Origin of the sequence: Aggregatilinea sp. (assembly GCF_036822615.1) — a bacterium.
In the GTDB taxonomy this organism is placed as follows: Bacteria; Chloroflexota; Anaerolineae; order Aggregatilineales; family Aggregatilineaceae; genus Aggregatilinea.
In genome coordinates this window covers 1-13,431 of the sequence record NZ_DAISHJ010000012.1, presented here as the reverse complement: position 1 = coordinate 13,431, position 13,431 = coordinate 1, and the positions used below count along the sequence as shown (strand labels likewise).

Below are 13,431 nucleotides of genomic sequence, written 5' to 3'. Positions count from 1 at the left end.
AAGGACGGAGAAAAATGACCACATCTATGAAAACAGCCGTCATTGCCATCGGCGGTAACTCACTTATTTTAGACAAGCATCACCCTGAGGTGGCGTTTCAGTGGGAGGCCGTGTACGAGACCGTCAAGCACGTCGTAGCGATGCTGCAAGAAGGCTGGCGTGTCGTCATTACACACGGCAATGGCCCACAGGTCGGGTTCATCCTGCGCCGCAATGAGCTGGCCGCGCCGGAAGTACATACCACGCCGATGGACGTCATCGGCGCAGATACGCAGGGATCGATCGGATATATGCTCCAGCAGGCGCTGGATAACGAAATGCGCAAGGCGGGCATCCACAAGGGTGTGGCGACGGTTATCACGCAGACGCTGGTGGATCGCGCCGATCCCGCGTTCGAGAATCCGAACAAGCCTATCGGCGGTTTCATGTCCGAGGAGGAAGGCAAAAAGTTCGAGGCGGAAGGCTGGACCGTGGTCGAGGACGCCGGGCGCGGCTACCGCCGTGTGGTCGCGTCGCCTATCCCGATGCGGATCGTTGAGCTGGACGCGATCAATACGCTGATCCGGAACGATATCATCGTAATCTGCACGGGCGGCGGCGGCATTCCGGTTGTCGAGGATGAAGAAGGCAACCTGCACGGCGTGAACGCGGTGATCGACAAGGACCGGGGTACGAGCCTGCTGGCGATCGGACTGAAGGCGGATCTGTTCGTGATCTCGACCGCCGTCGAAAAAGTGGCGATCAACTTCAACAAGCCGGATCAGAAGTGGCTGGATACGCTGACTGCCGGTGAAGCGCGCCGCTATATGGAAGAGGGACATTTCGCCGCGGGCAGCATGAAGCCGAAGATCGAAGCGGTGTTGAACTTCGTGGATAACGGCGGCCCCCAGGCGATTATTACCGACCCGGCGAACATTGCGCGGGCGATGCGCGGCGAAAGCGGCACGTTGATCGTGCCGGGCGACTAGGTGGAGCAAGAAGCATGTTTGTAACTGAACTGCGCTGCGTGATCTGTGGCCGGTCGTTCGCGCCGGGCGAGGTGGAGTATACCTGCCCGGACTGCGGGCCGATGGGCACGCTGGATGTGCTGTACGATACCGATGCAATCAACGGTGTAATCTCACCCGCGATGATCTCGGGCATGGACGAGCCGACGCTGTGGCGTTACCGCGCCCTGGTGCCGCTGGCCGCCGATGCCGAGGTGCCGCCGCTGGCAGTCGGCTGGACGCCGCTGTACGACGCGCCGCGCCTTGCGGACAAAATCGGGCTGAAGCAGGTGTGGGTCAAAGACGATGGTCGCAACCCGACCGGCTCGCTGAAGGACCGCGCCAGCGCGCTGATCGTGGCACGGGCGATGGCCGACCACATCGAAGTAGTGACCACGGCCAGCACCGGCAACGCGGCGGCTGCCCTGGCGGGGCTGTCGGCCAGTGTGGGTCTGCCCGCCGTGATCTTCGTCCCGTCATCTGCGCCGGAAGCGAAAATCGCCCAGCTGCTAACTTATGGCGCCAAGGTCATGCTGGTGCAGAGCAACTATGACGCGGCATTCGACCTCGCCGTGCAGGCGTCCGAACGGTACGGCTGGTACAACCGCAACACAGGCATGAACCCGTACACACTCGAAGGTAAGAAAACGGTTGCGTTCGAGATCGCAGAACAGCTTGGCTGGCGCGCGCCCGACGTGGTCGTGGTCAGCGTGGGCGACGGCAACATCATCAGCGGCGTGTACAAGGGCTTCCGCGACCTGCTGAACTTGGGCTGGATCGATCACATGCCGCGTTTGATCGGCGTGCAGGCATCGGGCAGCGCGGCGATGTACGAGGCCTGGAAGCATGACCAGGACCCGGCGACGATGGAACCGATCAGCGCCACGACTGTGGCCGACAGCATCTCCGCCGATCTGCCGCGCGACGCAGTGAAGGCGATGCGCGCCGTGCGCGATACGAACGGCGCGTACGTCTCGGTGGACGATCAGGCGATCCTGGACGGCATTCCCATGCTGGCGCGGCTGAGCGGCGTCTTCGCGGAACCGGCGGGCGCGGCGGTCTATGCGGGCGTGCAGCAGGCGTTGAGCGAGGGGCATATCTCGCCCGACGAGGAAGTGGTGCTGATCGTGACCGGCAACGGTCTGAAGGACATCCGCAGCGCGATGCGCGTCGCGGGGGCGGGCTATCCGGTCGAGCCGTCCATCGAGCAGGTCGAGAAAATTCGTGTAGAACTGGGACTGCCCTCGTTCCGCTAAACGATCCGGCTCAACGAGCGGATCGCGCGGTGGTGTGCGATGGGATACAATGACATAAACGCGCTCTTGTCGAGAGGCTGATGAGCACAAATCCCGTAATCTCGATCATTGCTCCCGTTTATAACGAGGAGCCGATCATTGACGAGTTATACCGGCGTATTGTCGAGGTCATGGACAGCCAGCCCGATTCGTGGGAACTGGTTCTCGTCAATGATGGCAGCCGGGATCGTTCGGCTGAGTTGATGTTTGCGCTGCATGAGCGTGATGCGCGCGTGCGTGTGGTCAACTTTGCCCGAAACTTCGGTCACCAGAACGCCGTCACCGCCGGGATGGACTACGCGCGCGGGGATGCGGTGGTGATCATCGACGCCGACCTGCAAGATCCGCCGGAAGTGATCCTCCAACTGATCGACAAATGGCGCGAGGGCTATCACGTCGTGTATGCGGTGCGGTCGGAGCGGCGCGGCGAGTCGTGGTTCAAGAAGACGACCGCGCACTTCTTCTACCGCATCATCTACCGCATTACCGATGTGGCGATCCCGCTGGATACGGGCGATTTTCGCCTGATGGACCGACAGGTGGTGAAAGCGCTGAACACCATGCGCGAGCACAACCGCTTCATCCGGGGCATGGCGAGCTGGGTGGGCTTTCGGCAGACGGGCGTCGAGTACATCCGGCAGGAACGGTTCGCCGGGCAGACCAAGTACCCGCTCAAGAAGATGCTGCGGTTTGCGCTCGATGCCATCACCGGTTTTTCGTACTTCCCGCTCCAGGTGGCGATCTATGCCAGTCTGGTGCTGGCAGTGATCGCCGTGCTGGCCGTGCCGCTGGTCGCTTTCTTGCGGCTGGCCGGAACGGAAGTGTTCGAGGGGCAGGCGACGACGCTGGTCGTCTTGCTGCTGCTGAGTTCGTTCCAGCTTTTGTTCTTTTTCATCATGGGCCAGTACATCGCCCGGATCTACGACGAAACGCGTAATCGCCCGCTGTACATCGTGTCGGAACTGTGGGATCCCTCTGCTGACGGTTCTGCCTCCGATGATGCTCCGGCGGGCGACGAACATCACGCCGTGATCGTGCCTGACGCGCACGACAGCGGTGCGTAGAGGAGAGCGTGCTGTGTCGGGGAGTATGCAACCAAATCCTGACGATCTGAATCGCATCCAGACATACCAGCAGATGGTCCTCAAGTATGAGGCGCTGGACGAGGAAATCGATGCGCTGCTGACGCGGTTCAACGGGGCAACCGAAAACATGCCCGACCAGGAATTCGCCCACTACCGGCGTCTGGCCTATGAGCGAGACGAAACCTATAACCAGATGAAAGAGCTTGAGCGCCAGATCTTGCTGGATGATGACAGCGCCGATCTGTAGCGGCAAGTGACTCTGCAAACTATTGCGTTCGAATTCGAACCGCCGCTGCAGGCTGTTCGCTTTAAGTACTCTACAGGAGCATCAACGTGTCTGAACGACGTCTCATTACCGGCCCGACTTTTGAAGAGATGCTGCACCCGAACCTGATCGATCCTGGGATCCGGGCGAAAGCGCACGAGGCCAAAACATCCGATCCGCTGGATTCCATCAACCTGTACAACATCTCCTGGCGCGACATGAACAACCAGATCCAGTATGTGGTTCTGCCGCCCGAGCTGACCGGCGTCGATACCCCGATCGCCGTTCTGACCAGCGTGCACTTCCCCTCGGGGAGCCACAAGGTCGGCGCGACCTATTCCGTGCTGATCGAAAAGGAACTGTTCGGTGATGTCGATCCATGGAAGCACACCCTGGTGTGGCCTTCGACGGGTAACTACGGCATCGGCGGCGCATACGTCGCGGGTCGCATGGGCTGCAACAGCCTCGTGATCCTGCCGGAAGAAATGAGCCAGGAGCGCTTCGACAAGATCGAGGCCTATGGCGCGCAGGTCATCAAGACGCCCGGCTGCGAAAGCAACGTCAAGGAAATCTACGACAAGACCCACGAGCTGCGTGAATCGGATCCCGATATCCGCATCATGAACCAGTTCGAAGAGATGGGCAACTACCGCTTCCACTACTACGTGACCGGCAACACCATCGTCGATCTGGCGAAGGAATTGGCGGCGCAGGGCATCGGCAGCGGCAAGGTATCGGCGTTCACCTCGGCGATGGGCAGCGCGGGCACGATCGCCGCGGGCGACCGCATCAAGCAGGAATGGCCCGATCACAAGATCGTTGGCCTGGAACCGATCCAGTGCCCGACGCTGGCGCTGAATGGATACGGCGGCCACGACATCCAGGGCATCGGCGACAAGCACGTGACCTGGATTCACCACGTCAAGAACACCGATGCGATGATGTGCATCGACGACATCGAAACCAAGCTGGCGCTGCAAATCTTCGCCGACGAGGGCGGGCGTCAGGCGCTGGTCGAGGACTTCGGTATCGACCCGGCGCTGGTGGACATCTTCGCGCACCGCTTCGGCATCAGCAGCATCTGCAACATCTTCGGCGCGATCAAGGCCGTCAAGCATTACGGTTTTGGCCCGGACGATCTGGTCGTGACGATTGCGACGGACGGCATGGACCGTTACCCGAGCGTGATGGAGGCCATGCGCCAGACGTACGGCGTGGTGGATCGCACCGAGGCGATCGCGCGGGTGCGCAGCCTGTTCCACGGCCTGCGGACCGACTGGGTCTTCGACGGCACGGCGGACAACCGCGAGCGCTGGCACAACTTAAAGTACTACACCTGGGTCGAGCAGCAGGGCAAGACCGTCGATGAACTCGAAGCCCAGCGCTGCGACGAGTGGTGGGAAGCCGAACAGACGCGCGTTGGTGAAATCGACGCCAAGCTGCGCGAGTATCGCCAGAGCCAGCAGGGCTAACAAGGGTAGGGGACAACCGGCGTGTACCCAGAGGACCGGGTACTGGTGGGGGTAATCAACCGGAAACGCGATCTGGATCTGCTTCAACGGGAGCACTGGTATCGCGTCCCACAGGCCCGCACGCCTAAAGGGATCTACGCCGAATACGTCGCCTTCTTTCTCAGCCGCGCGTTCAAGGAATTGAATGGCGGTATTTACTACTACGCACGACGCACGGGGGTGGAGCTGGTTCGCCGCCGGGACTTGATCCCGGCGGAAGCGGCTCATCCCCGTGCCGACGCCGTCTACTACAAGCTCCAGCTGGCCGAGATTCGCCGTAAAGATCCGCCGGTGCTGAACCCCAGCCGCCGCGCGATCAGTTTCATTTACACCACGTGGGACCGTTTCACAGCAGCGCGAGTGATCGACGATCTGTATAGTGACGCCGATCAGTTTGTGGACCGGGTTTTCAACGCTTTGGAACGCCAAGGCGTGCGGTCCGAGCGGGTGTGGGAAGCGTCACGCAGCAGCGACGACGGCGGCGCGCAGATTCGCATCGAGTGCGACCGGGGCACCATCATCGCCTCGACCGGGCCGCCTGAAGAACACCGCATCCCGCTGCCAGTATCATCCGATGATGACGTGATACACGCCAGTGTGGAGACAATTCTGGAGGCCATCCGCGCCAGTGGTGGCCCGATGATGGTTAGCCTGCCAATAGAGGGGTAGCTATGGCCTTGCTCATTACCCACGCTCGACTTGTTACCTGGGACGATCCCAACTCGATTATCGAAAACGGCGCCGTGTTGATCGACGGCGGCACGATCCGCGCGGTGGGCGCGTCATCCGAGCTTGAGGCGCAGTATCCGGACGCGGAGCGGCTCGACGCGCGCGGCCAGCTTGCGATGCCGGGCAATATTTGCGCGCACACGCATTTTTACGGCGCGTATTCGCGCGGGCTGGCGATTCCCGGCCCCGCGCCGAAGGACTTCCCCGAAATTTTGCAGCGGCTGTGGTGGCCGCTGGACAAGTCGCTCGACGAAAAATCGGTGCGCTTCAGCGCGCTGGTGTGTCTGGTGGACGCGATCAAGCACGGCACGACCACGCTGATCGACCATCACGCCAGCCCGAATTTCATCGATGGCAGCCTGGACGTGATCGCGGACGCGGTAGACGAGGCCGGGCTGCGCGCCGTGTTGTGTTACGAAGTCACCGATCGCGACGGCGAGGCGAAAGCGCAGGCCGGGATCGCTGAGAACGTGCGCTTCCTGAAGGCGTCAAAGGACCGCCCTCTGATCGGCGCGACATTCGGGTTGCACGCCGGGCTGACGCTTTCAGACAAGACGTTGGAGGCGTGTACTGCCGCCGCCGAAGGGCTGGATACAGGCTTTCACATTCACGTTGCTGAGCACGAAGCGGACGAAGAAGACAGCCTGAACAAGTGGGGCGAGCGGGTCGTGCCGCGCCTGGAACGACTGGGCATTCTGGGGCCGAAGACGATCGTCGCGCACGCGGTGCACGTGGACGAGCGCGAGCGCGCGATCCTCAACGATACCGCAACGTGGGTGTCGCACCAGCCGCGATCGAATATGAACAATGCCGTGGGCGCGTCCGCCTTCGACACGATGCTGGCCGAAGGGATCAAGGTCGTGCTGGGCAACGATGGCTTCAGCAATACGATGTGGGCGGACTGGAAAGCGGCTTACCTGCTGCACAAGGTCGCCAACCGCGATCCGCGCCGCGCCCCCGGTGATGCCATCGCGCACGTAGCCGCGTGGAACAACGCGCGGCTGGCAGAGCTGTTTTTCCCCGGCCAGACGATCGGGAAGCTCGTTCCCGGCGCGGCGGGTGATGTGATCCTGGTAGACTACCAGCCGTTCACGCCGCTGCATGCCGGAAATTTGCCCTGGCACATTCAGTTTGGCTTCGAGCCGTCGATGGTTACGGCGACGATCGTGGCGGGGCGGGTGTTGATGCGCGATCGCCAGCTTCTGACGCTGGACGAGGCGGCTATTGCTGCCGCTGCGCTTGATTATGCACCGACGGTATGGGAGCGTTATAACCATTTTGTGTCGCAAGTTCTTGGCTAATCGACGGGAGAAATCTTCGTGGTCAGCGAATCCTCAACGATGATGACGGTCGCCGTCCTGGGTGGGACGGGTAAAGAAGGCTCGGGGTTGGCGCTGCGCTGGGCGCAGGCGGGATATCGTGTGATTATCGGCTCGCGCGAGGCGGCGAAGGCGCAGGGCAAGGCCGACGAGATGAACGCGACCCTGGGAGCCGAAATCGTGACCGGGCTGGGCAACGCCGATGCAGCGGCTGCGGCGGATGTGGTGGTGCTCACGGTGCCGTACAGCGCGCACATGGCGACATTGGAAACTGTCAAGAACGCGGTGCAAGGCAAGATTGTGGTGGACGTGACCGTGCCGCTGCAACCGCCGAACGTGCGTACCGTGTATGTGCCGGAAGAAAAGGCCGCGGCGCTGGCAACGCAGGCCTTTTTGGGCGAGGGCGTACGGGTCGTGGCGGCGTTCGAGAACATTTCCGCTTCGCACCTGAAGAAGATCGACCATTCGATCGACAGTGACGTGCTGGTGTGCGGCGACGATGACGATGCCAAGGAGCAGGTGTTCTGCCTTGTCGAGTCAGCGAGCATGCGCGGTATCGATGCCGGGCCGCTGGCGAACGCGGTCGCGGTTGAGGCGATGACGGCGGTGCTGTTGTACATTAACAAGCGCTATAAAGTGCCGGGAGCAGGGATTCGTATCACGGGGATCGAATAGCGTGAGCGCAGTATCGCCATTGGTGCAGGTGTCGCTGACGGGCCTGCCGGACCTGCCGTTGGTCCAGCCGGGCGATGATCTCGGACAGTTGATTGTAGATGGGTTGGCGCGCGCGGAACTGGCGCTGCTGCCTTCCGATGTGCTGGTGATTACCTCTAAGCTGGTGTCAAAGGCGGAGGGCCGCTTCTTCAATCTGGCGGAGGTGACGCCTTCGGCACATGCTGAGGAAATTGCCGCAGAGGTGCGGAAAGATCCGCGACTGGTCGAGCTGATTCTGCGCGAATCGAGTGAAGTTTCACGAATGCGCGCGGATGTGCTGATCGTGCGGCACCGGCTGGGTTTCACCCTGGCGAATGCCGGGATCGACCACTCGAACGTGAGCGGCGATGGCGAAGACTGGGTGTTGCTGCTGCCGGAAGATCCCGACCGGTCGGCGCGTGAGATCCGGGCGCGGCTTGGGGCGCTGACCGGCGTTCAGCCGGGCATCGTGATCAGCGATTCGCATGGGCGACCCTTCCGGCAGGGCACGGTGGGCGCGGCGATCGGCGTGGCGGGCATCCCCGCACTGCACGATATGCGCGGGCAGACCGACCTGTTTGGGCGCGTTTTGCGTATTACTGTAACGGGTGTTGGTGATGAAATCGCGGCGGCGGCGGGACTGGTCAGCGGGCAGGGGGCCGAAGGGCTGCCGGTCGTGCTGGTGCGTGGCCTGACGCTGCCGGATGTGGATGGGCGTGCTTCCGATCTGGTGCGTCCGCCGGAACTGGACCTGTACCGGTCCTCTGCGGGTGGAACGGATTGAGCGATATTGTCCAGCCTGATTGATGTGATTCGCGGGCGGCGCTCCGTGCGACGCTACCAGGATCGCACCGTGTCCGACGCGGCACTTTGGCGCATCCTGGATGCGGCGCGCTGGGCGCCTTCAGCCCACAATCGCCAGCCGTGGCGCTTCGCGGTGCTGGTCGATCCGGCGCGGCGCGAGCAGCTTGCCCGCGCGATGGGCGAGCGCTTTCGTATGGATCTGGCGGCGGATGGGCTGGACAGTGACCAGATCGAGCGGCAGGTTACACGCTCGTATCAACGCATTTCCGGCGCTCCGGCGGTGATAGTAGTTTGTATGAGCATGACGGATATGGACGTCTATCCCGACGAGCGCCGGGCAGGTGCGGAACGGATCATGGCAACGCAGAGTGTCGCGCTGGCGGTGCAGAACCTGCTGCTGGCCGCGTATGACGCCGGGTTGGGGGCGTGTTGGATCTGCGCGCCGCTGTTCTGCCCGGACGTCGTGCGCGATGTGCTGGATCTGCCGGGCGATTGGGAAGCACAGGCATTGATCACGTTGGGCTACCCGGCGCAGGAGAAAACCTCGGAGCGCGCGCCAGTGGAGGCGAAGGTGCTATGGTTTTGAACGATCAGGCTCGCGTGGTGGCGCTGGCGGGCGGTGTCGGTGGGGCCAAGCTCGCGTTCGGACTGTCGAAGATTGTGCCGCCGGATCGGTTCGCGGTGATCGGTAACGTGGCGGACGACATCGAGGTTTTTGGACTGCACGTGTCGCCCGATCTCGATACCGTGATGTATACGCTGGCCGGGCTGTCCAATCCCACGATGGGGTGGGGGCTGGACGGTGACACGCGCCAGATGATCGACATGATGGGGCGCTATGGTCAGGACGCCTGGTTTGGGCTGGGCGACAAAGACGTGGCGACGAATTTGCTGCGTACGATGTGGCTGCGCGAGGGCTTGCGGCTGACGGAAGTCACGGCGCGGTTGTGTGCAGCGCTGGGTGTGGAATGCCGCCTGCTGCCTGTCACGGACGATCTGCTAGCGACGATGGTTGATACCGTCGAAAAAGGTACGCTCGCGTTCCAGGAATATTTCGTGCGCGAGCGCTGGCAGCCCACCGTGCGCCGGATCTGGTTCCGGCACGACGTCCAACTGCGCATCACGCCCGAAGCGAAAGCCGCGCTGCACGAGGCGGACGTGATCGTGATCTGCCCGTCGAATCCCGTGCTGTCGATCTCGCCGCTGCTGGAAGTGCCGGGGATGCGCGAGGCGCTGCACGCGCGGCGCGGGCCGTGCGTGGCGGTCAGCCCTTTCGTGGGCGGCAAGGCCGTCAAGGGGCCTGCCGAAAAACTGATGCGCGAGATGGGTCTGGATATTTCGCCGCAGGGCCTGGTGCGGTACTATGATGGGCTGTTGGATGGACTGGTGATCGACGAGAGCGACAGGGATGCGGGGCCGGTACCAGACTTTCCAGTATTGGAAACCAAAACGCTGATGCTGAACGACGATGATAAGGTACGTTTGGCGCGCGATGTATTGAGTTGGGTAGGGAGCACTCTCAAATGACGATTTGGGCGATTGTGCCTGTAAAGCCGTTTAACCGCGCGAAAAGCCGGTTGGCGGGCGAACTGCCGCCGGAAGACCGCGAACTATTGGCCGAAGGACTGCTGCGCCGTACACTGCATTTGCTGCACCCGCTGTCGGTGGTGCAGGGAATTTTGGTGATCAGCCGCGATACGAAAGCGCTGTCGATCGCGCGCGATCTTGGCGCGCAGACGCTGCAAGAAAGCGGCACCCCGGAACTGAACAGCGCGCTCTACCGTGCGACGCACGCACTGCGCGTGTGGAACGCGGACGGTGTGCTGGTCGTGCCCGCAGATCTGCCGCTGCTGATGCCGGAAGACGTCGAGGGCATGGTCAAGCTGGCACGCTATCCGGGCACGGTGGTGGTTGCGCCGGATCGTCACGAGCATGGCACGAACTTGCTGCTGGTCCGCCCGCCGGGACTCATCCCGTATTCGTTCGGTTTCGACAGCTTTGCCGTGCACCAGCGCCACGCTGCTGAAGCGGGCGCGACGATCCATGTTTTTCATTCGGAGCGCACGGCGTTGGACCTGGATACGCCCGAGGATCTGCACCATTATTATGAACTGGCCAAAGACCTGGGGGAGCCGCTGGTCGAGCATGCGCAGCCTCACGGCTGGACGCTGGAACACGAGCCGCACCCGGGCAAGTAGCGCTTTGCGACGCTTTACAACATAGATTGGAAGGAATCTTATGGCCGAACGAGTAGCCCTTTATCTTCAGGACGCGCATCCGCTGCGCGACGCAATTGAGTATGTGCAATACGCGGAGGCGCGCGGCTTCGAGGCCGTCTGGCAGGCGGAAAGCCGCCTCGTGCGTGACGCCATCGTGCCGATGGCGGCCTATGGCGCGACGACCAAGCGCATCAAGATCGGGTCCGGCGTGGTTAATAACTGGACGCGCAACGCGGCGTTGACGGCGGCGACGTTCCTGACGCTGGACGACCTCGCGCCCGACCGGATGATTCTCGGCATCGGCGCGTGGTGGGATCCGCTGGCGGCCAACGTGGGCATCAAGCGCGATAAGCCGCTGCTGGCGATGCGCGAGCATATTACCGTGGTGCGCGACCTGCTGGCGATGAAAAACGTGACTTTCAACGGCGAGTTCGTGAAGGTGAATGGGATCGAGCTGGACATCGTGCACGGACGCCGCGAGCCGCGCAACGTGCCGATTTACATCGGCGCGACGGGCATGAAAATGATGGCGCTGGCGGGCGAAATTGGCGACGGCGTGCTGCTCAATTACCTTGTATCACCCGCCTACAACGCGACGGCGCTCGAAAACCTGGAAAAAGGCGCGAAACTTTCGGGTCGGACGGTGGACGAGATCGATCGCCCGCAGCTCGTGGTGTGCTCCGTGGACAGCGACCGCAAGAAGGCGCTCGACGGCGCGCGCAAGCTGGTCACGCAGTACCTCGGCCAGCAGCCGCACATCATGAAGGCCAGCGGCGTCAGCAGCGAAGTGCTGGACGAGATCCATCAGGTCCTGACGTGGCCTGCGACCGAAGAACAGATCGAGCGCGCGATGGAACTGGTTCCCGACGAGGTCGTGCAGCTCATCACCGCGTCCGGTACGCCGGACGAAGTGCGCGCGAAGGTCCGCGAATACATCTCGGCGGGCTGCACGTGCCCGGTGCTGTATCCGCTGGGGCCGGACGTGCGCATGATGATCGATACCTTCGCACAGGACGACATCGCATAAGGCGCTCATGGGCGATCATCACGAGCACGACTCGTTTCACGGCCAGCAGGCGAGCGCCCGGTGGTGCTTCGTCTGCGGAGTGGTGAATCCGGTCGGGCTGAAGATCAAGTTTTTCAACGACGGTCACCAACAGGTGATGGCGCGCGTGACGTTTGGCGACGAATACCAGAGCTATCCCGGCATTGTACACGGCGGGCTGATCGCAACCGTGCTCGACGAGACTATCGGGCGCGCGCTGCTGGCCGACGACACGCCGGAGCCGCGATTCATGTTTACGGCGACGTTGAACCTGCGCTATCACCACTCGGTGCCGCTGAATCAGGAAGTCACGGTGCGAGGGCGTATCGATAAGGACCGGGGCCGCGTCGCGCAGGCGAGCGGGGAACTGCTGCTGCCGGATGGCACGGTTGCGGTCGAAGCTAGCTCGACGCTGGTCAGCATCCCGTCCGAGCAGATCGCCGAGATGAAGGATCAGGACATCGGCTGGCAGGTTTATCCGTAAGCACCAGGCGCGTCACCACGTAATCAGGAATGCAGAACATGACGGATTCCAGGGCCGGTCAGCAGCAGCGCAGCGCATGGCTGGCCCTGTGCGTTGTCGTCGGGGCAGTAATCATCCTGTACCTGAGCGCAAGCCTTGCGATCAGCGACAGTCCGGTGCTGATGCCGCTCGACGATACCTATATTCACTTCCAATACGCGCGTCAACTGGCCCTGGGCCACCCCATGATCTATAACCCCGGCGATCCGGCAACCTCCGGCGGCACGAGCCTGCTATACCCGGGCGTGCTGGCGGTGGGCTACTGGATCGGGTTCACGGGCTGGCGGCTGGCGCTGTGGGCGGTGGCGGTTGGCGCGTTGGCGTTTTTCGGCAGCGCGTGGTTGGTCTATCTCATCGCGCGGGATAATCCGCTGCTGGACGACAAACGGCAGCACGGGATCGCGCTGGCGCTGGCGTTGGCCTATGCCGTGAGCGGCCCTTTTATCTGGGCGGCGGTGAGCGGTATGGAAACGGCGCTGGTGCTGTTCTTCGCCCTGCTGACGTTTTACGCAGTGCAGCAAAACCGTCTGAAGCTGGGCGTGAGCGCCGGAATCCTGCTGACGCTGGCCCGGCCCGAAGGAGTGATCCTGTCCGCGCTGGCGATGGCGGCGCTCCTGGTGCGGATTCCGTGCCCCGTACGGCGGCGTGACCGTCCTCGCCGTGCGGCAACCCTGGCGCTGCCCGTGTTTGCGGCGGCGGTGCAGCCCGTGATCACGTTCATTGCGACGGGGACGACGTCCGCGTCAGGCATGCAGGCCAAGTCGCACCTGTACAATACGGGCGCGCCGGTGTCCGAACGCATCCGCACGATCCTCGACTTCTTCGGGCGGATGTGGTGCGAACTGCTCAGTGGCAGCAGCGAATACGCGGGCACGTTTACGTCACCGCTGCTGGCCGAACTCGCGCTGGCCGGGCTGGTGCTGGGCGTGTGGATGGCGTGGCGGCGGCGCATGTTGA

14 protein-coding genes and 1 pseudogene are annotated in these 13,431 nt (G+C 62.7%); all 15 read left to right on the top strand.

All coding sequences use genetic code 11. The features are described 5' to 3' along the window. The first annotated feature begins 14 nt into the window (after window positions 1-14). On the top strand, window positions 15-968 hold the full coding sequence (gene arcC, locus V7116_RS06110; protein WP_324391007.1) for a carbamate kinase: 954 nt from the start codon (window positions 15-17) through the stop codon (window positions 966-968). A gap of 14 nt (window positions 969-982) precedes the next feature. After that, window positions 983-2,242 (top strand): threonine synthase, encoded by a 1,260-nt coding sequence (locus V7116_RS06105; RefSeq protein ID WP_324391006.1) that lies wholly within the window; start codon window positions 983-985, stop codon window positions 2,240-2,242. Window positions 2,243-2,322: 80 nt separating this feature from the next. After that, entirely contained in the window at window positions 2,323-3,345 is a 1,023-nt protein-coding gene (locus V7116_RS06100) for a glycosyltransferase family 2 protein (RefSeq protein WP_324391005.1), read from the top strand. Window positions 3,346-3,370: 25 nt separating this feature from the next. Beyond that, the gene (locus tag V7116_RS06095; RefSeq protein ID WP_324391004.1) at window positions 3,371-3,613 is read left to right on the top strand and encodes a hypothetical protein; all 243 of its coding nucleotides are present in this window, start codon (window positions 3,371-3,373) and stop codon (window positions 3,611-3,613) included. Between the two features lie 86 nt (window positions 3,614-3,699). Continuing rightward, on the top strand, window positions 3,700-5,103 hold the full coding sequence (locus V7116_RS06090; RefSeq protein ID WP_324391003.1) for a PLP-dependent cysteine synthase family protein: 1,404 nt from the start codon (window positions 3,700-3,702) through the stop codon (window positions 5,101-5,103). A 45-nt stretch (window positions 5,104-5,148) separates the two neighbouring features. After that, window positions 5,149-5,811, top strand: a complete 663-nt coding sequence (locus tag V7116_RS06085; protein ID WP_324391002.1) for a hypothetical protein — start codon at window positions 5,149-5,151, stop codon at window positions 5,809-5,811. Between the two features lie 2 nt (window positions 5,812-5,813). After that, complete coding sequence (gene ssnA / locus V7116_RS06080) at window positions 5,814-7,172, top strand: putative aminohydrolase SsnA (protein WP_324391001.1); 1,359 nt, start codon at window positions 5,814-5,816, stop codon at window positions 7,170-7,172. A 42-nt stretch (window positions 7,173-7,214) separates the two neighbouring features. Next, a complete protein-coding gene (npdG, locus tag V7116_RS06075) occupies window positions 7,215-7,865 on the top strand; it encodes an NADPH-dependent F420 reductase (protein WP_349258452.1) in 651 nt (216 codons plus the stop codon). Window position 7,866: 1 nt separating this feature from the next. After that, complete coding sequence (gene cofE / locus V7116_RS06070) at window positions 7,867-8,667, top strand: coenzyme F420-0:L-glutamate ligase (protein ID WP_324390999.1); 801 nt, start codon at window positions 7,867-7,869, stop codon at window positions 8,665-8,667. A 6-nt stretch (window positions 8,668-8,673) separates the two neighbouring features. Beyond that, window positions 8,674-9,273: a nitroreductase family protein gene (locus tag V7116_RS06065; RefSeq protein ID WP_324390998.1), complete on the top strand. Its 600-nt coding sequence runs from the start codon at window positions 8,674-8,676 to the stop codon at window positions 9,271-9,273. Next, entirely contained in the window at window positions 9,270-10,214 is a 945-nt protein-coding gene (gene cofD, locus V7116_RS06060) for a 2-phospho-L-lactate transferase (protein ID WP_324390997.1), read from the top strand. Before V7116_RS06065 ends, cofD begins: the two co-directional genes overlap by 4 nt. Then, on the top strand, window positions 10,211-10,885 hold the full coding sequence (gene cofC / locus V7116_RS06055) for a 2-phospho-L-lactate guanylyltransferase (protein WP_324390996.1): 675 nt from the start codon (window positions 10,211-10,213) through the stop codon (window positions 10,883-10,885). Before cofD ends, cofC begins: the two co-directional genes overlap by 4 nt. Before the next feature lie 40 nt (window positions 10,886-10,925). After that, window positions 10,926-11,933: an LLM class flavin-dependent oxidoreductase gene (locus V7116_RS06050; protein WP_324390995.1), complete on the top strand. Its 1,008-nt coding sequence runs from the start codon at window positions 10,926-10,928 to the stop codon at window positions 11,931-11,933. Window positions 11,934-11,940: 7 nt separating this feature from the next. Further along, window positions 11,941-12,435, top strand: a complete 495-nt coding sequence (locus tag V7116_RS06045; protein WP_324390994.1) for a PaaI family thioesterase — start codon at window positions 11,941-11,943, stop codon at window positions 12,433-12,435. 38 nt (window positions 12,436-12,473) lie between these two features. Then, a pseudogene (locus V7116_RS06040) lies at window positions 12,474-13,431 on the top strand (hypothetical protein); the annotation flags it as partial.

Bases quoted from the DNA above. Each gene is read 5' to 3' on its own strand.
- arcC (WP_324391007.1), top strand. From the start codon at position 15: ATGACCACATCTATGAAAACAGCCGTCATTGCCATCGGCGGTAACTCA.
- V7116_RS06105 (WP_324391006.1), top strand. From the start codon at position 983: ATGTTTGTAACTGAACTGCGCTGCGTGATCTGTGGCCGGTCGTTCGCG.
- V7116_RS06100 (WP_324391005.1), top strand. From the start codon at position 2,323: ATGAGCACAAATCCCGTAATCTCGATCATTGCTCCCGTTTATAACGAG.
- V7116_RS06095 (WP_324391004.1), top strand. From the start codon at position 3,371: ATGCAACCAAATCCTGACGATCTGAATCGCATCCAGACATACCAGCAG.
- ssnA (WP_324391001.1), top strand. From the start codon at position 5,814: ATGGCCTTGCTCATTACCCACGCTCGACTTGTTACCTGGGACGATCCC.
- npdG (WP_349258452.1), top strand. From the start codon at position 7,215: ATGACGGTCGCCGTCCTGGGTGGGACGGGTAAAGAAGGCTCGGGGTTG.
- cofC (WP_324390996.1), top strand. From the start codon at position 10,211: ATGACGATTTGGGCGATTGTGCCTGTAAAGCCGTTTAACCGCGCGAAA.
- V7116_RS06050 (WP_324390995.1), top strand. From the start codon at position 10,926: ATGGCCGAACGAGTAGCCCTTTATCTTCAGGACGCGCATCCGCTGCGC.
- V7116_RS06045 (WP_324390994.1), top strand. From the start codon at position 11,941: ATGGGCGATCATCACGAGCACGACTCGTTTCACGGCCAGCAGGCGAGC.